This window comes from Bacteroidia bacterium (assembly GCA_041391665.1).
Taxonomy (GTDB): domain Bacteria; phylum Bacteroidota; class Bacteroidia; order J057; family J057; genus JAGQVA01.
Genome location: JAWKNO010000002.1, coordinates 926,650 through 950,567, shown reverse-complemented (window position 1 = coordinate 950,567; position 23,918 = coordinate 926,650). Strand labels below are relative to the sequence as shown.

19 protein-coding genes are annotated in these 23,918 nt (G+C 48.2%); 3 read left to right on the top strand and 16 right to left on the bottom strand.

Annotated elements, in window-relative coordinates; all coding sequences use genetic code 11:
* Positions 1-2: 2 nt before the first annotated feature.
* The 3 genes from R3D00_15580 to R3D00_15570 are packed head-to-tail and all read right to left on the bottom strand — an operon-like array spanning position 3 to position 2,561.
* Positions 3-818, bottom strand: a complete 816-nt coding sequence (locus R3D00_15580) for an SIS domain-containing protein (GenBank protein ID MEZ4774606.1) — start codon at positions 816-818, stop codon at positions 3-5.
* A gap of 2 nt (positions 819-820) precedes the next feature.
* Entirely contained in the window at positions 821-1,738 is a 918-nt protein-coding gene (locus R3D00_15575) for an ROK family protein (protein ID MEZ4774605.1), read from the bottom strand.
* Entirely contained in the window at positions 1,731-2,561 is an 831-nt protein-coding gene (locus tag R3D00_15570) for an SDR family oxidoreductase (GenBank protein MEZ4774604.1), read from the bottom strand. Before R3D00_15570 ends, R3D00_15575 begins: the two co-directional genes overlap by 8 nt.
* A 129-nt stretch (positions 2,562-2,690) precedes the next feature.
* Here R3D00_15570 and R3D00_15565 point away from each other — a divergent pair, with 129 nt between their 5' ends.
* Positions 2,691-3,476 carry a hypothetical protein gene (locus R3D00_15565; GenBank protein ID MEZ4774603.1) on the top strand — a complete coding sequence of 262 codons (786 nt, stop codon included), beginning with the start codon at positions 2,691-2,693 and terminating at the stop codon, positions 3,474-3,476.
* Between the two features lie 5 nt (positions 3,477-3,481).
* On the opposite strand, the gene R3D00_15560 is transcribed toward R3D00_15565, so the two are convergent.
* Positions 3,482-4,876, bottom strand: coding sequence for an amidohydrolase family protein (locus tag R3D00_15560; GenBank protein ID MEZ4774602.1), 1,395 nt, complete (start codon positions 4,874-4,876; stop codon positions 3,482-3,484).
* A 196-nt stretch (positions 4,877-5,072) separates the two neighbouring features.
* On the opposite strand from R3D00_15560, the gene R3D00_15555 reads away from it, so the two are divergent.
* Positions 5,073-6,239 carry a formimidoylglutamase gene (locus R3D00_15555; protein MEZ4774601.1) on the top strand — a complete coding sequence of 389 codons (1,167 nt, stop codon included), beginning with the start codon at positions 5,073-5,075 and terminating at the stop codon, positions 6,237-6,239.
* 2 nt (positions 6,240-6,241) lie between these two features.
* Positions 6,242-6,967, top strand: coding sequence for an ATP-binding cassette domain-containing protein (locus R3D00_15550; protein ID MEZ4774600.1), 726 nt, complete (start codon positions 6,242-6,244; stop codon positions 6,965-6,967).
* A gap of 6 nt (positions 6,968-6,973) precedes the next feature.
* On the opposite strand, the gene R3D00_15545 is transcribed toward R3D00_15550, so the two are convergent.
* The 12 genes from R3D00_15545 to R3D00_15490 form a co-directional block, all read right to left on the bottom strand.
* Positions 6,974-7,906, bottom strand: coding sequence for a PorP/SprF family type IX secretion system membrane protein (locus tag R3D00_15545; protein ID MEZ4774599.1), 933 nt, complete (start codon positions 7,904-7,906; stop codon positions 6,974-6,976).
* A 27-nt stretch (positions 7,907-7,933) separates the two neighbouring features.
* Positions 7,934-10,240: a gliding motility-associated C-terminal domain-containing protein gene (locus R3D00_15540; protein ID MEZ4774598.1), complete on the bottom strand. Its 2,307-nt coding sequence runs from the start codon at positions 10,238-10,240 to the stop codon at positions 7,934-7,936.
* 11 nt (positions 10,241-10,251) lie between these two features.
* Complete coding sequence (locus R3D00_15535) at positions 10,252-12,195, bottom strand: PKD domain-containing protein (protein ID MEZ4774597.1); 1,944 nt, start codon at positions 12,193-12,195, stop codon at positions 10,252-10,254.
* A 74-nt stretch (positions 12,196-12,269) separates the two neighbouring features.
* Positions 12,270-14,573, bottom strand: coding sequence for a WD40 repeat domain-containing protein (locus R3D00_15530; GenBank protein ID MEZ4774596.1), 2,304 nt, complete (start codon positions 14,571-14,573; stop codon positions 12,270-12,272).
* Between the two features lie 22 nt (positions 14,574-14,595).
* The gene (locus R3D00_15525) at positions 14,596-15,627 is read right to left on the bottom strand and encodes an ATP-binding protein (GenBank protein ID MEZ4774595.1); all 1,032 of its coding nucleotides are present in this window, start codon (positions 15,625-15,627) and stop codon (positions 14,596-14,598) included.
* Positions 15,628-15,652: 25 nt separating this feature from the next.
* On the bottom strand, positions 15,653-17,383 hold the full coding sequence (locus tag R3D00_15520; GenBank protein MEZ4774594.1) for a CHAT domain-containing protein: 1,731 nt from the start codon (positions 17,381-17,383) through the stop codon (positions 15,653-15,655).
* 90 nt (positions 17,384-17,473) lie between these two features.
* Entirely contained in the window at positions 17,474-18,424 is a 951-nt protein-coding gene (locus R3D00_15515; protein ID MEZ4774593.1) for a c-type cytochrome, read from the bottom strand.
* A 75-nt stretch (positions 18,425-18,499) separates the two neighbouring features.
* Positions 18,500-19,108 carry a hypothetical protein gene (locus R3D00_15510; protein MEZ4774592.1) on the bottom strand — a complete coding sequence of 203 codons (609 nt, stop codon included), beginning with the start codon at positions 19,106-19,108 and terminating at the stop codon, positions 18,500-18,502.
* 134 nt (positions 19,109-19,242) lie between these two features.
* Positions 19,243-19,527: an osmoprotectant transporter permease gene (locus R3D00_15505; GenBank protein MEZ4774591.1), complete on the bottom strand. Its 285-nt coding sequence runs from the start codon at positions 19,525-19,527 to the stop codon at positions 19,243-19,245.
* A 46-nt stretch (positions 19,528-19,573) separates the two neighbouring features.
* Entirely contained in the window at positions 19,574-21,271 is a 1,698-nt protein-coding gene (locus tag R3D00_15500; GenBank protein ID MEZ4774590.1) for a PQQ-dependent sugar dehydrogenase, read from the bottom strand.
* 91 nt (positions 21,272-21,362) lie between these two features.
* Complete coding sequence (locus tag R3D00_15495; GenBank protein ID MEZ4774589.1) at positions 21,363-22,595, bottom strand: amidohydrolase/deacetylase family metallohydrolase; 1,233 nt, start codon at positions 22,593-22,595, stop codon at positions 21,363-21,365.
* Positions 22,596-22,603: 8 nt separating this feature from the next.
* The gene (locus tag R3D00_15490) at positions 22,604-23,917 is read right to left on the bottom strand and encodes an amidohydrolase/deacetylase family metallohydrolase (GenBank protein MEZ4774588.1); all 1,314 of its coding nucleotides are present in this window, start codon (positions 23,915-23,917) and stop codon (positions 22,604-22,606) included.
* Position 23,918: the final 1 nt, after the last annotated feature.

The following is a 23,918-nucleotide window of genomic DNA, read 5'->3' as shown; positions in this document are numbered from 1 at the left end:
GTTTAGCTGATTTTTTTTCCTACTTCCGCAAAAAGCCGGGCCATTCGGTGGGCATGTTCATCATAAGCGCTTTCAAAGAGATTTGTGGCCTTTTCGGTTCCTACCAGACAGGTAGCGGTCAGCACTTTGGGAGGTACGCCATTTTCTGTGAGCAATCGCGCGGTTTCGGCTTTGATTGCGTTGATCATCATCGCACCTCCGACCGTTGATCCCGGAGAAACGGGAGTTTCAAGTCCTTGCACCCGAACCATCGAATCACCGGCAGGCGCCCCTGTATCCAGTATCAAATCTGCAAAATCTCCGAGTTTTTTTCCATCACTCCGCTTACTGGTTGACCGGGCAGAATGTTCCTCTGTAATTAACGCTACAACCCGGATATTCTGATTTTTAAATTCCTCTGCGATTTCAACCGGAACAATATTGGTTCCGCTCGATGAAATCACCAAGGCGGTGTCCTGTGCCGAAAGATCAAAATTTCGAAGAATACGCCCTGCAAGTCCAGGTACATTTTCCAGAAACATCGCCTGTCGCTGCCCGTTGGCGCCTGTGACAAGGTTATGAAAAGTAAGAGACAACTCAACAATCGGATTAAAACCGGGAAAAGAACCATAACGCGGCCACATTTCCTCCACCATGATCCGGCTATGACCCGATCCAAATACATGAACCATTCTTCCGGCAAGTATAGATTGGGAAAACCATTGGGCAGCAGTTTCGATCAATTGTTTTTGTTCGCGAACCCGGTTGAGGATTTGGCCACATTTGTCAAGATAGTCATTGATGGGGTCGGTTGTAGGGAAAGAATTGTCTATAGCCATATTTAAGCGTTTGAAAGTGCATATAAAGCGGCCCCCGTTGCACCGGCGAGATCGCTGAAAGCGGCGGGGACAATTTGTACAGCCTGATTATTGGGGCGCCATTCGAATATATCCAGAAAAGCGGAAAGTGGCTCAAACAAAGCGTTGCCCGCCCGGGTAATACCACCACCGAGGATTACACATTCGGGAGAAATCATATTGGCGATCCCTGCAATGCCTATGGCCAGCTTTCGCACGGAGTTTAGCCAGAAATATGCTGCCAGGGGATCACCCGCTTCATAAGCGTTGACCAGATCAACCGTTGTGTCAAAACGTCCGAATGTACGGCGTTTGATGGTACTTTCGCCGATCGCATCTTCCAGGCTACCCGGCATATTGGAGATTCCCTGAATCTCGCTTTCGGCGTCCATACTAAAATGCCCGAGATGCCCTGCCCGCTGAAGAAAACCCTCACAATAACGACCATTGATCAGCATTCCACCCCCAACCCCTGTGCCTAGCGTGAGTAAAACTACATTTTCAACGCCTTTTCCGGCACCCAGTTTTGTTTCTGCCCATAACGCTGCCTGCGCATCATTGATCACTGGCAGTTTTTTTTCACCGAGGAAATCTGCCCATACAAATCCTTCCAGGCCCTGCAAGCGCCCCGGCATAAAATTTATACACCGGTGGTTTTTGTCGGGTAAACCCGGAGCGGCAAGTCCGATCGCATCTACCGTGTGAGCAGCAGATTGTTTCAGGTCGTCTACGACTTGCCTGACACCTTCCTGCCAGGGAGTAAAAACATCAGATGAAGGCTGTGATTGATGATCCAGCGTAAGTCTTTCCTTTTCAGATAAAAGGTTTCCTTTTTCATCGATGAGCACGCCTTTGATCCGGGTGCCTCCAAGGTCTATGCCTATCGCGGTTTTTTTATTCATGTTTTGGGGGAATTTGTCCTTCGCTCAGCAGCCAGCCGCCATCGACGGAAAAGACCTGGCCAGTGGTAAAGCGGGAAAGATCAGACATGGCATAACAAACCATACCAACCAGATCGTCTGGCTTGCCCATTCGGCCACCATCAAGGGGTTGTTTGGTGCGGATAAACTTCAAAATATCTTCATCCTCAGCTGCCCGGCGCGACATCGGCGTTTCGACCAGGCCGGGAGCCAGCACGTTTGCACGGATATTGTGGGGGGCATAGGCGGCTGCAAGGGAAAGTGTCAGTCCGGTAATGGCAGCTTTTGCTGCTGCATAGGCATGGGTAGTAAAAAAGGCAGGAGAAGGGGAAGCGGCCAGTACAGAGCCCACATTCAGGATGGATCCGCCGACGGCATGATCGAGCCAGAACCTCACCGCAGCCTGATTGCTGTACATGACGGAGGTAAGGTTGAGCGCCAGTGTTTTTTGCCAGCCTTCGGCTGTAAGCTGGTGAATCGGGCCGTCGCCCCATTTCCGTCCACTGCCTCCGGCAACGTGAAACAACCCGTCCATTCCACCAAATGTTTCCACGCAAAGATTCACTGCCAGAACGGCCGTTTCAGCCAAAACCGCATCGCCGGCTATTTGCAATCCGTTTCCGGAATATATCTCCCCTGCTGCTTCGTAATATTCATTCTCCAACCCTACAGCAACTACTTTTGCCCCACTATCCATAAATGCTTTTCCGGCAGCAAGTCCGATCCCACTCGTACCGCCAATGATGACGATCCGCTTATCCTTCAGTCCCGGGTAATAACAGTGAGTAGCAGGTTTATTTTCCATCGGATGAAAGCTACAAACTTTCACGGAAATCTCGAAAAATGACACGTTTGAAAAAGAAAAAGCTTCGGATATATCCGGGAATCCATTTTTTCGTAGATTGAATTAGCATTAACCCTAATTTCTCCATTTATGAAAACAAACACTTACCTTTTTACTATTTTATTTTCTCTGCTTACCGCTACATTTTCCCAACTATACGGGCAGGGCACATTTACCATGAGTGGTAGTTTTTTCCAGCCTGTGGGCGAACTTCAAACGCAGAATTTTCGCCAGGGCGGCGGAATCAGTATGGATATGATTTCCGACGATCTTCGGGAAAACCGTTTTGGAAGCCTTCAGATGGGATTTCATTTTGACGCGGGTTTTCACGGACAGGAAAAACGCCCCGTTGACAGCTACTATCCGATTGAAGGCCCGGTCGATCTTCAGATTTCCAATGAATCGATTGGCATGTATGGACTGGCCCGGGTGATTACGCCTGCGCGGTTTCCTCTCAGGTTGTATGCCGACGGACTGGCTGGTACGAGAATGTTTGCCAGCACACAGTACGTACTTCCTGAAGACGAACATCAACAAAGCGACGATTGTGAGGGAGAAAATCTCACCCGCAGCTGGACATTTCTTTACGGCGCCTCTGCCGGTATGCTTATCCGGATCAACCATGAAATTTCCCTTGATCTCCGCTCAACCCTGACAAGGGGCAGTCATGCGCGTTTTGTAGATTTGGGAACCGTATCTTTAGCGGAACAAAATGCCCTGGGATACAACACGCGTCGGGCAGCTACTGACATGGTACAGGTTTCCGTGGGGCTGAATATGCTTCTGGGGCCTTGTACGCCTTCGCGGAGCAGTATGGCAGGATGCAACAATTGTTGTTCCTCCGGCAGCGGATTTTCGGGAGGATGTAACCGATAAAATTATCACTTATACTTCGCTTCAATCGCATCCAGCTTCGACTGAATTTCTTCCCGGGGAAGCCATTTTCCCCTATACATCACCCCTGACGGATTTTTCATATTTGACAAATCTGTCAGGGGATTTTTGTCAAGCAGGATAAGATCTGCCGAACTTCCCTTTGCGACGACCCCAAATTCCCCTTCCCTATCAAAATACTTTGCCGGATTGAGGGTACCCGTAACCAGGCATTCATAAGGCGTAAGTCCGGCATCCAGCATCGCCGCCAACTCGTGCTGAATGGAAAATCCGGGCACATTAAATACCTGCGGGGCGTCGGATCCCAGTACAATCAGTGCGCCCTTTTCGTGGAGGACCTTCAGAATTTTTTTGCGAATGGCGATAAAATCTGCCACACGGGCTGAATCGTAGTTTTCCAAACGCTGGAAGCCAAATTTACTCTGTACCCACTGGTCTCTGGTGCGCGGCGACATATACTTCATTTCTGGTTCGGCAATGGTTATTTCGGGCTTTTCGGTGGAAGTCCACCGCACCAGCAACCCTTGTGTAGGCACAACGGCGACATTGTGAGAGAGGGTAAGGTCAACGAGTTCGGGGATCAGGGAGGTATCAACAAGATCAGTAAAATTAAACCCAAAAAAACCATTGTCTTCCGGCTTTACACCTGCACTTTGGGGAACCAGCCCTTCGAGGTATCCATCGATATGGTCGACCGAAGCGTAGTCTGACTCCAACGCGTGGCGGATGCCGACATAGATAGATACGTGTCCGGCGTAAGGCATTCCTACTTCTTTGGCTGTGCTGACGATTTTGTCAAACACTTCGCGTTTGATACCTGGGTGCAGCTTCATAAAATCATAACCGGCAAGCTTCTGCGCCCGAACCGTACTGTCTGCGATTTTCAGGTCGGGGACCGTATTTCCGTTGAGTGAAGGACCGGAGGTAAAAATGCGCGGACTGACAATTTCTTCCCTTGCCACACGCGCCTTAAGTTCAAGGTGAAAAGGATCACCCAGCATGCCCCGAATAGTAGTAATACCGTTGGAGAGGTACAGGAAAAGCGTTTCATCGACTACATCTTCCTGCCCTTCCCGTGGAACGGGAATATGCGCATGCATTTCCGCAAGGCCGGGCATAAGATACTTGCCGGTAGCATCGATCACCTTTGCAGATTCAGGTACAGAGATTTGTCCGGCATCACCCACTGCCAGAATTTTCCCCCCACCGATGACAACTGATTGATCTTCCATCACCCGCTCGCTGTCCATGGGGATGACATTGACATGAGTAAACACAAACTCAGGTACCACACCGCCAAAATCGATAGTACTTTTTTCCTCACAGGAGAAAAACAGCAGTGCGGAGAATAAGACGAGGGAAAGATTTTTGATCGTTGTCATGAGCATAGGATTTGGGGGAGAATTTACAAAAATCTATTTTTAGTAGAATGCAGGTACAGAAAATTTTCTATCCCTCGGATCCCTGTCGTATTTGGAAATGCGCGCATATTATTTGGCGCGAAAGCAAAATTTATCCATTTTGGTCAGGAAAAATTGTGCACTTTAGTTTTTCTCAATCTGAATCCGACAGCTGACGATGGATCTATCTGTATTTTTTCAGCCGGTTGACCCGGTGCTTTCCGAATTTCAACAAACCCTCCATCCCGACAGATGGGGACGCCATATTCCGGTTTTCACCCAGAGTTTTCCCGACTGGGAAAATGCAGACATCCTGCTTGTGGGATGTCTGGAAGAGAGGGGGGCACTGACCAAAGGTCTGTCCGACGGAGCAGACGCCGTGCGAAAATGTCTGTACGAGCTCTCCCTCCCGGCAGCAGAGCCCCGGGTAGCTGACCTCGGCAATCTCAAACCCAAAGAAACGCCGGAAGCGTATTTCGAAATGCTGGCTTATGTGCTGGCAGAAATTGTACGTAAGGGGAAAACGGTACTGATTATTGGTGGGAGCCAGGAAATCGCTTACGGGCAATTTATGGCGTATGAAGATATGGGGAGAAATATTGAATATGTTCATGTGGACGCCAGGTTTGATGTCGAAGATTCTGACATAATGCTAAACAGCCGTTCGTACAACCACAAGATTTTCCTCCACAAGCCCAACTATCTTTTCAGTTATACCAACCTCGGCTATCAGAGTTTTTTTGTCTCACCCGAACAGCGCCAATTACTCAAAGACCTCAATTTTCTGGCGGTCAGATACGGCGATATCAATATGAAAGCGGAGGAGGCAGAGCCCCCGATCCGCACGGCAGATATGATGAGTATAGACCTCTCATCCGTTAGGCTTCCAGAGGCGCCCGGCGCACTTTCGGCTTCTCCCGGAGGATTTTCTGCGATGGAAATATGCAGAATCGCCCGCTATGCAGGCCTGGCTTATGGGCTGAGCACATTGAGCATTTGTGATTTTAGCGTAAAAAAAGACCATTCCACCCAGACAGCTCAACTCGTAGCGATGATGTGCTGGTACTTTGCGGAAGGCTACTACAACCGCTGGGAAGATTATCCCGCTGAGGACCGGTCCAACCTGCGGAAATATGCCGTAAGACTACATGCCAGTATAGAAGAAATCCTATTTTACCAGCACCCGACTACTGACCGCTGGTGGATGGAAGTGCCTTATCAGCATTCGCTGGGAAAGAAGAAACCGCAAACAAGGCTCATCGCCTGCTCACGCGCGGATTATGAATTTGCCCGCACAGATGACATTCCCGAACGCTGGTGGCTGGCCTACAATAAGCTGAAATAAACGTGATACAAATCGACCATATATCCAAACGGTTTGGCCAGCAACCTGTGCTGGAAAATATCTCAATGGAAATTCCTACAGGGGCCAAACTCTGCGTAGTCGGCAGTAGCGGGGCGGGAAAATCAGTCCTCTCACGGTTGATTATGGGGCTGGAGAAACCCGATTCCGGAGAAATCTATATCGACGGAGAGGCAATCAGCAGTCTGAGTCAGAAGGACTGGCGGCGGATTCTGGACGAATTTGGGGTAGTTTTTCAGGGAGCAGCGCTATTTGACTCTCTCAATGTACTGGAAAATGTAGGGCTAAAACTCTTTGAAAATCGCGAAGGAACCAAAAACGAGATCAAAGACCGCGTAGTGCAGGCACTGGCGCAGGTAAATCTGGGCACTGAAATTTTACAGAAATACCCGGGGCAACTTTCGGGAGGCATGCGTAAAAGAGTGGGCATTGCAAGGGCCATTATTCACGACCCGGTGTACATCGTGTATGACGAACCCACTACGGGACTTGATCCGATCAGCGCTGATACCATTGACGAACTGATAGAAAGACTTGCAGAAAAACCGGGCAGAACGTCTATCATTATCACACACGACATGGCCACCGTCCGGAATATTGCGACCCAGGTAGCAATGATTTACCGGCATCAGTTGTTGTTTGAGGGAAGTCCCGCAGCTTTCAAAGATTCTTCGGATCCATCCATTCGTGCATTTCTGGCAAGAGGATAACCTTCGCTAATGCATCAGCCATGCCACGGTAAGCTCCAGTCCCCCTCCCAGTTGATTGACAAGGGTTATCCGGTTGTCATAGCCAAAGCCTACCCGAAGATCTGCTTTCCCCTGTTGCACAGGTGTAATGATGCCCACGTTTCCGTGAATAGCGACAGTATTGTCCACCCCAAATGTTACCCAAAAAGGAATCCGCGAATTGAATGTCATCCGCACATTCATATCCATTTGCGCAGCGGCATTGCGGATCATTCGAAGCCATAAATAGGGTTCTACCGAACGGAAAGGCCCCACCCGGCGGGCAAGCGTAGTGCCAAAAAGGAAATAATAATGATGCAGTCTTTCCCGGGTACCATTGGCAGTAAGGCCTACAATTTTGGGCATGGAAAACCCGGCAAAATAGGCCTGATTGGTATAAAAAACGCCAATCCCCGGGTCCAGATAAAACTCGGTTTTGTCGCTTCCTGTAAGGGTAATATCGCCGGGATCTGTTGTGGTCAACAGCGCATTCCGAACAGAAAACTGCGAAAGTCCCAGCGACAATCCTGCGTACAAATGCTGATCTGTGCCCAAATCTCTGTGTGCAGAGAATGTTGTGTACAAACCTGATACGTTGCTGGTACCGACTCTGTCTGAAAACAAATATCCTCCAGCCCAGAAATCTACCCCCCTGTCTGATGGTTTAAGATATCGCTGATAAGTAGCGGTATAGGTTCTGGGGCGATATTCACCAAATGCCCACCATTGGTCGCGATAGGTCATGGCCGCAACCTGCCGGTATTCAAAAGTAGCAGTTCCGGGGTTGATAATCCTATGAGAAACCGGAATGGCCGGATTGACCAGAAAGCTATTGGCCTCATGGTGTGTCATAAAGGGCAGCAATTGCGCCCTGAGCCATGGTGTAATAACCAGAAAAAAAAGTGTAAATAGTATTCTCATAGCCGGGAAATTGAGGAATGTTCCAATTTAGCGCACAATCGTAATCGCGCCACGGGTGGTTTGTCTGACTCCATTAATAGTTATTCTCAGGACATAAAAATATGTTCCCTCCAGCAGCGGTTGTCCGCCTGAAGTGGTACCCGTCCAGTCATTGTTGTAGGATCGCGAATAATACACCTGATTGCCCCAACGATTGAGGATAATCAGTTCATTATTGGGGAAGTTTTCAATGTTTTGGATGATAAAGGCTTCATTCATGCCATCTCCATCAGGGGTAAATGCGGTAGGCGCACGAATGACAGAAATGATTTCCTCCACTACAGGAACTTCCACGCAGGGCGCAAACACAGAACTGTTACCCAGGACATCAGTAGCAATTGCCGTTACATTCAGTCCTGAAAGCGCATAGTTTCCAGAGAGTTTCCAGGTCTCGTCGCCCTGAACTACGGTTTTTCCTAACAGATATTTACCTTCACAGGTATTTGTGTTGTTTGCACAGCCTCTTGAGTCAGCAGCGTAAACATCGATAGTATCCCCCGGGTTCCCGGTGCCAGAAACCGTATCTACAGTTGCAGAAAGTATGATTGGAGGGATTTTGCCCAGGTTGGTATTTTCATTTTCAAAAACGATTGCCCCATTTGCCTGACAAAACATGCGATTGCCCGCAAATTGAATCTGGCTGGAAAATTTGTCGACGTATATGCCAGTATCATTAAAGGCAATGATATTTTGCTCTGCGGGGTTATTACCGCCAAATTTTATTTGATCTGATTCGAATACATAGATTCCATAGCTACTGTTGCCAAGATCGAAAAAATCACCGGTAGTGTCGGGAACTGTTCCAAAGTAGTTGCCCTGAATCAGTACATCACTACTTCCCTCTGCCAGAAGAAACCCTGATAAACTACCTGTAAACATATTTCCTTTGCCTGGAGCCCCAACAATATTGCCCACTCCACCGATTGCGAAGGCAGCAAACGTAAAATTGCGAAAATGCAGGCCATACACTTCTAAGGTGTCTCCTATTATCGTAATTCCTTCTGATAATCCCAATCCATCGATAATGACCGAGCCAGGCACATAACCGGGTTGTGTAGTGGCGTCTATCCTGAGGTAGGGATTATTTATGTTAATGGATGTTAAAGTGGAAACCGGAATTTCCCACGGAGGCGGGCCGGGCAGATTAAAGGAAATCGTCCGGGGCCCCTCAAGTGTTTTTGCGCATGACAATATGGAGAGAAAACTACCGGGACCTGTTTCCGACAGGCTTGTCACGACCAGATCCTCATTGGCACATTGCACACTGGCGCAAGCTGAAAACGCAGAACTTTCACCAGTAGCAGCAGTAGCAATGGCCACAACCTGCATCCCCGCCAGAAAATTCCCATCTGAAAGCCGCCAGGTATTGTCTGCGCCGACCACTGCGGTGCCCAAAGGTATTCCACCCTGGCAGAGATTCTGAAAACAGGCATTTTGAAAAGGCAGTTCATCTGCCGAAAAAATTTCCACTGTACTTCCTGCCTCTCCTGTGCCGGTAACGGCAGAGAGCCTGGCTTCTGTAATGGTCGGAGCAGGAAAAGCACTCGTAGGGTTGCCTTTTAAAATTCCTTCGCCTGTATTACAAAAAAACTGATTCCCAAAAATGCTCACAGGCGCAAAAGCTTCAAACTCAATGCCCGTCTGATTATAAGCGATGACATTCCCTTCGCCAGCCTTACTGCCTCCGATAAGGTTATATCCTGCAGTACTGGCAATAAATATACCCGCATCACTATTTCCTCTGTTCAGGTAGGTTCCGTCTGGAAAGGGCTCAGCACCTATATAATTGCCCTGAATCGCATTCGACGCGCCATCCAGATATATCCCTCTGGCTCCCTCTGCCATAATATTCCCTTTACCTGGTGCACCTATTCGGTTATTGGATCCCGTCAGACTCAAGGTAGGCCAGGTTGGATCACTTGTCGCGCTGGTAAGATGAAGTCCATACACTTTACAGAAGTTGCCGGAAATTGTAAAATTTGAAAACAATTCCGCCATATGCAGCTTTATCATCCCTAATTCATAATTGGGTTGAGTCGTGGCATCCAATGTAACATAGTCCGATGACAGAGCGAGAGAGGAAGTCATCATAATTATATGCGGCCCTGCTCCCGGTATATTAAAATCAATGATCACACTATCTGCGACCGCTATACTTGCAGAAAAAAGTGCCCATCGCAGGGATCCTGAGCTTCCGTCGTCCAGTGTATTGGTTACAGTGAAGGTCAGGGTCTGAGTGAAAGTTTGAGATACAATCGTTATGAAAAACAGAAAAAGGAATAGTTTCTGACGCATGGGTTTTCAGGTTAAATTTTCCACTGAAAAAATACTTGCATAAAATTCTGCCGGGCAAAAGAAAAATCAAAGAGCCCATTTTGGAAACGGCTCCCATATCGAAATCCCACCATAGGTCCCCGGTTGACTTTGCCCAAGGTCATCTCTGCAAACATATTCATTGCCAGATACGATCCGGGGTTGTTTCTGATCTCCGGATCAAATTTTTCTCCAGCCGGGAAACTGAGGGTATCATATTGTTTTCCCAGGAAAAGCAGACCGGTACGAACTTCCTGATTGACGGTTTGCACAGATTGTCCTTTCTTCAGTTTTGCTTCATATTGTCCGGCACCTGCAAGCAGGGTGGAAAAACCACCGCCAAAACCTATTCCCACCCAATCATTGAAGTGAAACCGGCTCTGGGCCAGCACATCCAGATAATACAGGTTGATCGAAAGGTCTGTGCGAATAGAATCACGGCGAAAGGGGTCATCTTCCGAAATATACAACTGCGACTTGGCGCGCATAAACCGGTACCCCGAATAAGCCAGTTCAGACTCAAAAGCCTTACCTTTATGCACCGGGTTGTCGGCAAATGTCACCGCCGCAAAAATATTAGAGAGATCATTGGCACTGGCGATCAGTTCACTGAGGTTTCGCCCCAGATTATACCCGACCTTTATCCCGATGGTCCGCTGGCGCACTTGTATATCAATCAGGTTGGTGTAAATGGTATCATCTTCTGTATCGAACTTTATTGCCGCACGGGTAAAAAAGGCATCTACATCCGGGACTTCCGGCGCTTTGGTACCCTCTGCGGCAAGGGGTTTGATACGATACACAATTTCTCCTTTTGTAGTCTGATTCCGGAGGGTCTCTGCCCCTTTGGTTCCGGCCAGGCGCACGTTTTTGAAAACAAAATCCACAAATCCTTTCTGCTTTTCTATCTCCAGACAACTCGCCCGTTCGGCCAGACTGTCTGCACATGGTGGACAAAATTCGGATGCAATCGTTGCCTCAAGCACTTCCAGACTGTCGGGATTCAGCGCGGGATCGATATTTACCCTTACCCGGATGCCGTTGGCGTTTCCCTCTCCTTTATTTTGAAAAAATACCCGATAGAGAATGCTGGTATCCACCGAAACCGGGTACTCGATCGTACGAGGTATCACCGTAATTCGGTTTGGGTCATGGGAAGCCAGAATCATCATCGTTTTGGTAAATGAGGTACCCGCTTTTCGGATTGGGCCCTTATCAGGAATAAAAAAAGCCCGGATTCCAATTTCTGTTCCCACATGCGGACTTTCAACCTGAAGCGAAACAAACAATCTTGCGGGTTTTGCAGAAGATCCGGACGTATATGCGTATGCCACAACACTCTGGTATTCTCCCGCCTGAGATTCAAGATAGCTCAGATATTCAGGATTGGCTTTTACAGAAGGATCCGCATAGATATCTGCAATCTCCTTTTCGCCACTGTAAGTTCGGGAGGATAAATAACGGAAACTCTTCCGGGTAGAAAGTTTTTCATTAAACGCCAGCACGATTTTCCCTGAGGAATAACCGGGAGGCGGAAGATAATGAACCACCAGTTGCATTTCCTCCCGCATGACCAGTTCGTTGTTGTTACTGGTAAGGCGAATGGCAGAAACCGGCGTCAGCAAGGGATAGGATTTCTCCGGGGGGGTTGTGCCCGATTTCGATATTTGTACAGACTGCGTAAATTTTTTACCGCGATCGAGCGAATAAGCCGGCGTCAGACAGACATTTACTACATACTCACCAGGACGGGAAAATATATGAATGGGCGATTCTTCCTCCGAATAGTGCCCATCACCAAACTCCCAGAAATACAGCCACTTAGGCTGAACAGTTCCCCCCACGGGCTTTAGGGGAGGCACGGGTTTCGGATCGAGGGAAAATCGATATCCGCTACCCGAAGGCTCAACCTTCATCGGGGTAGTCTGCGCGCTCATATTGAAGTGAAAAAAAAGGCAGAAAGAGAGCAAAATCAAAATCTGGTGCAGACGCATATTGTGAAAGTAAAAAATCACTTTATATCATATTGTTTTCTGATGTGAGTGTCAAGGATATTCAGAATGCCTTCATTGAGAAAATCAGCCAATGGCATCCGGAAATCATTCCACACACGAAGGTACTTGTCGTCAGACGCTGTGGCTATCCATTTTCCGTCGGGAGTGAAAGCTACTTTGTTGACTATATTTTTATGACCTGAAATATCTGCAATCGCATATCCCTCCAGGTCATACATGACCACCCGTTCATCTTTGTAACCAACCAGTAGCAGCGTTTCGCCGGGATTTACAGCCACCGTATTTACGGGCTTCGCCAGGTCGCCAAATACCCGAAAAAGCTTGCCGCCTTTGTCCCAAAGTCTGATTTTCTGATCCTGGCAACCCGTGAGAATCCGCCCCGTTGAAGGGGTAAAACCAACACTTAGCACTTCTCCCTTATGCCCGGATAGAACCTGAACTTTTTTACCCGTTTTATCCCAAAGATAAGCCGAAGAATCTTCACAACCCGTAAGAAAGTAATTCCCATCCGGATTGAACGCAACGGAAAATACCAGTCCCTGATGTGGCAAAACCAGGCTTTCTTCACCCGTGTCGATATTCCAAAGCCGGGCAGTGCTATCGGTACCCCCGGTCAGCAGCCATTGTCCGTCGGGGGAAAATGCGGCACTCAGCAAGGCGATTTCTCCGGCCTGAAATTCGCGATCAATCGCCTTATTTTCAGCATCTACCCGCACTACGCTTCCGTATTCATCGACAGAGCCGACCCTTCCATCCGGAAAAATTGCTACGGCCAGAATCTGTTCCCGGTGATGCTGGTGTGTCCATAGAAATTTACTATTCACCGGATCGATCAGGCTTACCATCTGATCACGGCCACCTGTCACAATGCGTTGCCCGTCAGGAGAAAATGCCAAAGCAGAAACCCCTCGCCCATGCGTTTCGGTTTCGAAAAAAGGAGGAGGATCAGGCATGTTCCAGATGCGAACTGTCGAATCCAGCCCGGCTGTCATCATCAGATTATCGGCGCCAATACTCACCGAGCGAATCTCGCCTGTATGTCCCAGAAGTCGCACCGGACGCCCCGCATTCATGGGCCATAGAACTGCCGTACTGTCGGCACTCCCGCTTACCAGCCAACGGCTGTCGGGAGAAAAAGCCAGCGCATGAACGGCTGATCGATGTTGCCCAACCTGCTTCAACCATTTAATGGAATCATATCCAACTTCCCACAGTAAGATCTTTCCGCTTCCATCCCCACTGCTGAGATATTTGCCATCAGGTGAATAAGCCAACTTTTGAATCGCATCACCCGGCATGCTAAACCGCGCCGTTTCCCACCCGGACTCCGTAAAATAACCATAGATAATATCATGCATATTCCCCGCTACGGCAAAGGAAGCAGCATGAGGATGAATCGCCACGCAGGTAATTTCCATTTGCGCATTCAACTCAAAGATGGGCTGCTGTTTGCCGGTAAGCCATATCGAAACCTTCCCATCGGAAGCGCCCGACACAACATGTGTGCCTGCAGGAGAAATCGCAACCGAGCGAATATCGGCAGCCTGATCACCTTCTGCCGGTACAAATGTATCGGCAGGTTTTCTATCCTCTCCCCAAAGAATAGCGGTTTTATCATTACCAGCCGAAGCGATATGTCCGTTTCCGGCAATATCAACATCATATACCGGATGAATATGCCCAGTCAGTTCTCCGGTTTTTTGACCTTTCTCATTCCAGATTTGCGGCACTGGTGAGGAAGCCGTTACGGTAACCAACTGATGGCCATCCACTGACCGGGCAGCAGCAATCACCGGCCCATCGAGTTTGAGCAAAATCTGGTAAAATGCATTTTTACGGTAAGTTTCAAACATATCCTGCCGGATGGCAGCATTATCGTCTATGGCATAGGCAGCTTCTTCCAGCCGGAGAGCCATGGAGGGATCGGTTGTGCTAATCTGTCTGGCTTTAGCGTTGAGGTATTGCGCCTGATAACGTTGGCCCTCGATATATGCCCGGATGCCGAGCACCGAAATAATCAACACAATCACAGATACGGCTCCGGCCAGAAATTGTCCTTTTCTTTTGACCGATGTTTCGCTTTTCCGCACAAAAACCTTCACGGATTCATTTAGTGGAAGGGACCCCAGATAGGGCCGCACATAGTCCAGGTCTTCACGGTTCATCAGTACCTGGCTGCTCTCATAGCGGGCATATTGTTCCTGAAGAAAACGAAGCATCTTCCGGCGAATTTTTTGTTCGTCGGAGACCATTTCCTCAATTTGTCTGGCCAGTGAATCGTGGGTAAGTTCGTATTTCAAAATTGTCTGTGCGATTAAAATTTCACCCAATACTTTTTAGAATGCGCATTTCCTCAAATCTGCGGATACAAAAATTAAGGGTTTCTGCCGAAATTCCCATATCTGCCGGCAATAAGTCGCGGATTTCCGCCTGTCCCAGACTTCGCTTTGTCCCGTCATCCGTTACCAGGGTATATAACACGGTCAAAGGTACGTCTGCACGTCCTACTTCCCGTCCGAGTAGATTCAGTTGCTCTTCCAGATACAGTGCCAGAACATTCTCGATTTCGCCGGCGGCAACAACGAGTGCCGGATCAAAAACGACCTTTTTTTCAACACCATACAAAGACTGAAACTTGCGGTACAGCCTGTCCAGATATACCTGAACATGCGTAAGATCAATGCCCGTTTTTTTGTTCCCCAGCTTCGATATCATGGCGTCAAGGGTAACATCAGGCTCGTCCATCCCGATATCAAAAGCCGCGGTTGTTCCGGCAATCACTTTTCGCAGATTTTGAGCATTCATTTTTTCCAGGCGGATCCGGTTGTCAAATAAAGTAGGGATATATTTTTCATACTCAGAAAGTGAGGCAATATATTCTTCCCGCATGGAAAGGATAATGGTAACCTGAATATTGATTTCCAGCAGACGGGCCAGTTCTGATAAAAACAGTTGTTGTTCTGCTTCAGTGCCAAGAATAAACAACTCTTCAAACTGATCAAAAATCAGGTATATAGGCTTGTAATGATCGTAATACAGGGATTTTAGCGAGGGTACGAGCCCGGTAGTTTCATCAATCGGGGTAATGCTCCGCCGGCGAATCTCCCGGTGAAGCGAATTCAACAGATTATCCCCCCGTCGTACAAACATTGCAAACCAGTCGGTATCCTGAAATTTGTTGCTTAATCCACAGTTGATCAGACTCGTCTTACCTGTACCCGACGCGCCATACAATAAGATCAGACGTGTTTCAAACAGCTTCTCATACAGCAATTCCACCTCAGCCTCCCTGCCAAAGAAGATCTTTTTGTCCTCCCTCCCATACGAATCAAGAAATTTAAATGGACTGTTCATAGAATTGGCTGTTGGCTGTTGGGTTTTATTTGGTAAATAATTGAAACTGCTCCTGAAGCACGGCATAGGACGCATCTTCGGTGATGATCTTATCCGGTGCCTCGGGGTCAGGTTTATTGATATTAAAATTCACACTCAGGTATTCATAATTACTACCAACCCGGGCGTTGAACATATATACATTAGGCACGGGTTTTCCCGAAAAAGCATTCTTGTCAACAATGAAAGGTGAGAGATTGAGAAAATGGTCGATATCCCGAAGGTCTTTTACCAGAAGAATTGAATGGCTATCGGTATAGATATGCTGGTCTCTGGCTTTTTCTCTTAAAAACTCGCTGTCAAATGCATTGAGCACGCCCATTTGTACCCGGAAAAGCGGTTCGCGGTGGCGGGGCTTGAAAATTCCTATATCCTTAATGGTAATGAGGCGGTATCCGGCAAGAAAAGCTATTTTCTTCAAAATGACGGAAAGGCAAAATTCGCATTCATTACAAAGTTGCGCGAGTTCTTCCGGAGCGATGGAATTATCATTGAGTCGGTTTCGTACACCTTCCAGAAACTGATACGCCAAAAACACCTCGTCTTTAGCCTCCAGGCTTTTGAATATGACTTCCACTTCCTTTACATAAGCGTCAATTTTTTTCTCCCGAAAAATGTCCCTCGCCTGGTCGATCAGTTGGAAGAAATCATAATTATCGGCCTTCTCGGGAGTAATAGAAAGGAAACTATCCAGGAGATTGCTTCCCAGACTTCCCTGGCCTTTATTTTTCACCTCCCACAACTGCGCGAGCAAGATATAACACAAAAATTTGGCGCTTACCACATACGCATAGATCAGCTGACGCAGCCGCGATAGTCCCGGCGCATTCATCATATCCGAATTGGCCACAAGAATCCGCAACTGTGCGCCAATCGGCCAGGGGAAATTTTTTATAATAAGCTCAGGAAATTCGCGGGGATCGCGGGGGTCGCCAAATTCGTCTTCCATTTCCCGGTACAACGCTTTATTGTAAGCGGCCATGGCTTCCAGAACGGTGACAATATATTCATTGACTTTATGGTTTTGTCTGACCGAAGCACCAAATCCTTCCGGGAGTGCCACCTTTTTATGATCTGGCAGTTTCCATTCGAGCACAGATTCTGCCTCCGGATGAATGTAAAGTCCCCACGGTATAGTTTCGTTGTTTTCGTCTGATTCGGACCAATCGGCACTGCGAAAAATCCCTGCGGCCCGGGCATTGCCGTATTTGGTTTCAAGAAAGGCGACGGCCTGGTTAAAAGCATTACGGACATTGCCACTATTGGCGAGAGATTGGTACAACTGCACGGCAAATTCCGAGGCCATATTGTCATTCACGGGGACGGAAGTAGCAATTACCGCCCGAACACCGGCTTCAAGCAGGCGGGTAACCTGGCTTCGGGTAGAGCAACCGTTGAGTACCACCAGCTGGAGCGAGGTTTGCTCACCAAACATCCGGGCCAGTCCCCGCGCATCTGCCTGCCGGTCTTCCAGTTGCAGATGCGTACTACTGGCATGGCCGCCATAGTGAAAGATGGCGACCCTGTCCTTAAAGCGATTGAAATTATAGAAAATATCGTCGATAGCAGCACTTTCTTCCCGGTACAATTCGATGTACTGCTGGTCGTGAAGGGACTGCAAAGTCCGATATATATCCCTGCCTTCCTGCTTAAGCATTTCGAGATGAGAATCCGGATCATTGGCAAAGGCTAAGAAGATTACAGGGCGCTGCGACATAAACTCCAGAGTGTAAGGTGCAATTCTATTCTAAAGTAGGAGTTTACAGGATCATTCGCAAAGAACCCGTATAATTGGTCCTGGTATAATTTATTTTTCAGGGGAATCTTCCAGCACAGGAACCGTCTTAAGATATGACCACAACGCATGCGTCTCCTCGTCTGAAAGAAAATTAAACCTTGGCATCGCGGGGTCTAATGGTTTATTATCAGGTCTCAATCCGCCGGTTACCGCTACACGAAACTGCTCTTCCGTCCATTTGCCGATTCCGTCTTCCGGGTGCATAGTGATATTGGCAGAATACACTACGTCAGAATGCTCATTTTTATGGACCGGGTTACCTCCTCCAAAAAAGTTTACAGATTTTTCCGGATTTACCAGATCGTTGGTGTCAAAACCTGCGCTATGACAGCCACCGCATCCCAGTCTCACATTTGCCAGATAACGGCCATGCGATACAGGGTCAGCTGGATCGGGATGTGGCCACGGCTTAACGCCATCAGGCGTGGGCTTAAATATCCCTACTCCCGCAATCAGCACTTTTGCCAAAAATGACCAATCCGCCGGCGGTGGGGTAAATTCAGAATATCGATTTATGGGATGATCGGACCGCAAAAAGGAAATAATTGCCGTAATATCTTCATCTGACATAAGGGTATGTTCCATAAAAGGGCCAATGTAGCGACCTTCACGGGTAATGCCCCTGCGGATGGTGTAAGCGAGTTCTCCGTCTGAATAATTATCCAATGTTTTGTGCGTAATATTGGCGGACCATATTTCGCCAAAACCTTCTTCTTTGGAAGCAAAAATTTTTCCGCTCAGCGTCCCGTCTTCACCCATATGGCAATACGCACAAATCGCAGTGGTAATTGTTTGCCCATGTGCGATTAGGGATGAGTCATTGACCGCTTTAATGGCCAGTGGCCGGACCGGGAGTGGCGGCATATTCTCAAACTTCCAGGCACTATATCCGCCAAAGGAAAGAATGAATAACAGAAAAAGGCCTATAATGATACCAGAGATTTTCAATATCTTTTTCATTTTGGGGAATTTAAAGGGTTAAAAAAACTGCCCCGGCCTTTTGCCGGGACAGGCACTTTTGGTGTCGAAAAAAAACTAGTAACGACGTTTCACCCAGTAAGATTGGTCCCCTGTCGGCCAGGCCAGTTGAATTTCTTTGACCAGATTGTGGGAAAATGAACTGGCTTGTGCAGCGTTTCTCAGTGCGTCAAGCGAGCTGTTTGCGCTGGCAGCGGGGTTTGCTGCACCATTGGCATAAGCTTCTACATATTTTTCTGTGGCGCTTGCGAGTACTTTGTTATAAATCTCTTCATACAATTTATCAGGATTGGCGGTATTGTTTAATTCTGCCATAGTCTGCGCATAAATCGTCTGGATGGTATTTTCGTATTTGGCGATCAGCTCCTGTTCCAGATTCTGGCGGTAAATCTCGGCATCAGCCATGATCTTTTCGTACATGGCCATATTTTCAGCGTATGAGCGATCGTAGGTTTCCTGCACTTGCTGCATGACTTCCTGCTGCATGACATTCGCATTTTGCTGAATGGCTTCATCAGAGTATTGTTTCATCAGATCCTGATACATTTTGTCTGCATTTGCTTTGATGGCTTCGTCAGACCAGGGATCGACGTTATTTTGTGCAATAGCGGGGAGTGTGAGGAAAGTCAGCGCGGAAAGGATGATTGAAAGGATGGTCGTTTTCATAAATTTGTTTGTTATAAGTGATGGTTAAATCGAACAATACAAATCTATGATCTGCCCCTACCCTTACACATCCGCAGAGGTTCGTAATCTGACTACGCAGATTTGCGTATTTTTCAAACACAACTCGATTTCCGCTAATTCCAGCGCGGATTGGTAATCAAAATAATCAGCATCAACAAGCCGGCGATAACGCCAGGCACAGCCAATACCCCCACCAGAATTTTGGCAGCAAGAAGATTGCCAGAACTTTTCAGCCAGAGACTGCCAAACAATACGCCACCGACTACACTCAACAATCCTATCCAAAGGAGCATATTGTTAGCGCTGACGGATCCGTCCAGCAGTCCAATGATAAAAAAATATACAGCAACCAATGCCACAATGGCGCCGATGCCAAACATTACCCAATAGGTGCTCATATAATTTTAGTTGCTTACCATAATAAATATGGCAAGCAATATAATGCTATTGTCTGAAAATTCTACCTCTTGCCTTTTTTACCTCATCCGAAGTAACTGCTCCGGCAGTATTGCCAAAACTTCCTCTGATATAGGTCAATATCACAGCCAATTCTTCATCTCCCAAAAACTGATGCCCCGGCATGACGCCATTATAGTTTTCCCCATTCACCTCCATAGGGCCTTGTTTTCCATGTAAGACTATATCGATCAATCGGTTTTTGTCCCCCGTTACCCAATCGGTTCCGCCAAGCGGCGGAAACCGCCCGGCTGCTCCGAGTCCATTTTGCTGGTGGCAGGTACCACAAAATGTATTGTAGAGGCGCTGCGCTTCACTCAGATTTTTCTGAAGGTTGTCTTCAGTTTCATCAGGCACGCGGATGTGTGAAAGGGTTTTGCGCGCCTCCATTCCAGCCAGTTCTTTTTCTCCGAATGTCTCTCTGTCGCCTTTATACATCACCCGCCAGATTTTCCCTTTATTGGACTCAGTAATATACAGCGAGCCATCTGGACCCACTGCAAGCCCCATCGGACGGTATGCCGCATCGCGGGTATTGACGACAGGGTCAACGCCGGTAAACCCATCCGCAAAAACCTCCCATTCCCCCGTAGCAACCCCATTTTCGAAGGGAACAAAACAGACAAAATACCCCGATTGGGGGTACGGTGCGCGATTGGTCGAGCCGTGAAAAGCGATAAATGCGCCATTGCGATATCTTTCAGGAAACTGATTTCCCCGATAAAACAGTACATCATTGGGCGCCCAGTGCCCGGGAAAACCCATTACCGGCAAGTCCATATCTTCACATCTCCCTACTATTTTCCCATCACCGCCATACTCAGGAGCCAGCACTTTCTTTTGCTGCATATGGTCATAAAAACAGTACGGCCAGCCATAGTCGCCGCCTTCTTTTATTCTGATAAATTCTTCAGAAGGCAGCACCGCACTTTGCCAGGGAGTAAAAAACTGAGGAAACAAACTGTGAAGATTATCACGCCCGTGCATGACGATATACAGACTTTTGTCCGCCGGGTTCCAGTCCATCGCGACCACACTCCGAATACCGGTAGCAAACCGGGTTCCGTCTTTTTGGGTAAGCCCGGTTTTGCCGGCAGGAAAACGCCAGATTCCGGCGTGTTCTTCCAGTTCAGGACAAGGATCCAGCCCCACCCCACCGGGAGCGCCATTGGGGGTAGCTGTAATATCCTGACAGGCATTGGAGGGAGAACCAAAAGGCACATACATAAATCCCTGATCGTCAAAGGATACCGGTTTTGTAATATGCCAATGGACCCCGTGTTCATGGTCATCGGTCAGCACCACCTCACGTTCGCTGTCGGGAATCAACTGTCCAGGCTTCAGCTTGTAGCGAAAAAGTTCGAGCGCAGAACTAAAGTACAAATAACCATTATGGATGGTCATGGCTGTACCATAATAGCCTCTTTGGGTACCGATTCCTCCGAAATAGCGAATAATGTCGGCCCTGCCGTCGTGATTTGTGTCCCGAAGTGCGACATTGCCGCCCCGCACACTGTCAGAAGAACTGAGTTTGACATAGACATCTCCGTTTTCATTGACGGTCAAATGGCGGGCACTTCCAGTACTGTCTGCGACAACCAGCGCATCAAAACCACCTGGGAGAACAAGTCCCCCATTGTCAGAATCGCCGGGAGGGAGTTTTTCGGCAGGCGTGCAATTTATCAAAGGGAAAAATAGGGTTAGAAGCAACAGTTTATATACCGTTGCGCATTGAAATTTTTTTGGGTAGTCAAGATATTTCATAGTTTTGAAAAGGCTATTTTTTAAATTCCCGGGCAGAGATTCCATTCAGATCCCAGACAATTTTCCCGGCCCGGATGGTCAGTTCTGCTTCCAGCTTTCGCTTTCCGGTGATCCGGTTGCCGCCAGCGTCAGTAAAGCCAAATTTCCCTTTCCTCAGCGCCAATACAGCAATATCTGCCACAGAACCTTCACTCAAATTGCCCAAATCTTCTCTTTTCAGGGCTTTTGCCGGGTACCAGGAGCCACGAATCAACACGTCCTCCAGCGGCATGCCCATGGCCAGATATTTGGACATAACATTCAGCAGGTCTTTCATCCCGGCGTTGACGCTAAACCGGTGCATATCGGTGCCAAAAGAATTGGGCCAGAGCCCTTGTTGCAGCGCAGGGATTGCCTCACTAAACCAGAAGCCGGCGCCACCATGGCCAAGGTCAAATAACACCCCCCGGTTTTTTGCTTCCATGACAAACGGACGCACCTGACCATTATCATCAATGACTGACATCCGTTCAGAGACCTTTTCATAGGAATGGGTAATCATGTCGCCGGGGCGCATTCTCGCCAGTTGATCTTCCAGTGAATACTGTGGAAGATGGCACTCCACAAAAACAGGTACACCGGCCAATTGTCCTGCTTCAACAGCCCGGTCAAACGGAGTCCATTCAGGCCCTTCATAATGACCGATTTTGACGCCGGCAATCACTTCAGGGTATTCCCGAATGGAAGCAGCAGTTTTGGCCGCATCCATATCTTCGACATCCTGTTGGGTAGGATTGCCACTCATGCCGGAGCCTGCGATATTCAGAAACGCGAGGATGCGCGTTTTGGACTGGTCGATAACCTGAGCCTTAAACTGCGCAAAATTGCGCCAGCCTGAGGTACCGGCATCCACGACCGTAGTAACCCCCGAGCGCAGCGTAAAGTCATCGGGAGACAGACTGTTTACCCCATCGGCAAACTGGCCGGATTTACTGCCTACAAATACATGGGTGTGGATGTCGATTAACCCGGGACTTACCCAAAAACCCGAAACATCTATCACCTTTTTTGCACCGGCTTCCGGGATATCCGATGCCACCCGTTGGATTTTCCCATCGGATATGGCCACATCCATCACAGCATCTATCCCGTTTTTGGGATCAAAGACGTGCCCGCCTTTCAAAAGGATATCGGCAGGTTGAGCAAAAATCCACACGGGAAACAGACACACAATGATCCCCGGCAACCAATGATACCTGGTTTTCATAACGATTGTTATTGTTTTTTTCCCGGCTCATAAACCGGCATGCTGATCCCATTCAAATCCCAGACAATGCGCCCTGCGCGAAGGGTAAGCTCCGTTTCGAGTTTTTGAGTGCCTTTATATTTGATTCTACGGACATCTGCAAAACCAAAATCGCCCTGTCTCAAAGTAAAAACCGCCACATCTGCCTCTGTTCCCACACTCAGATGGCCCAGTTCAGGGCGGTGAATGACATTGGCAGGTGCCCAGGTCGCGCGCTCGATGACTTCCGGCAATGTATACCCCATCGCCATAAACTTGGAAAGCACATTCGTGAGATCTTTCATTCCGCTATTCATGCTTTGGGTATGAAGGTCTGTACTGATGACATTGGCCTTAAATCCTTGCTGGGTGGCAGGGACCGCCTGACGCCAGGAAAAAGCACCGCCACCATGGCCGACATCAAAAACAATCCCCCGCTTCTGCGCAGCGAACACAAAGGGCTTTACTTTTCCGTCTTCGTCCACGATCGTTTCGCGTTGGGTCGGACCATAGGAAAACGTATGCGTAAACATATCACCCGGTCGCAGATGTTCCATAAATAATGATTCGATCGAATTAGGCGGGTCATGTTCACCAAAATCCACCATAACCGGCACATTGGCGAGTTTTCCCGCCTCTACGGCTTTGTCAACCTGAGTAAAATCACCCCAGTAATGCGCAGATTTTATTCCGACGATGATTTCCGGGTAGAGCTTTTGAATCATATGAGCGGTCATCACCGGATTCATATCCTCGGTATCCTGTTCTTCAAACCGACCTTCCATACCTCCCCCTACAATGTTGAGCAGGGCAAGCACACGTGTCTGGGCAAGGTCAATGGTCTGCGCCTTAAACAGGCGAAAATTGCGCCAGCCGGAGGAACCAGCATCCACCACAGTCGTTACCCCCGAACGGAAAGTAAAGCCGTCAGGCGCAACGCTGGTAGCACCATCGGCGATATATGCGCCCGGTTGATTGCCCATAAATACATGGACATGCATATCGATCAAGCCCGGTGTCACATACATTCCACCGACATCAATTACCTTTTTTGCCCGATCAGCGGAAATTACCGAGGCAACTTCCGCGATTTTCCCATCCGCGATCGCTACATCCATTACTGCATTGATACTGTTTTTCGGATCAATTACATGACCGCCCTTTAACAGAAGATCATACTGCTGTGCCTGAAGAAAAACGGGAAAAATCAGTATTAGCAGCAATAACAACCAGTGGCTTCGAAAAAACCGGGGGCTGAGGGCACTCGAAGCCCCCGGATTACCCGCATTCATTTTATTTTTCATG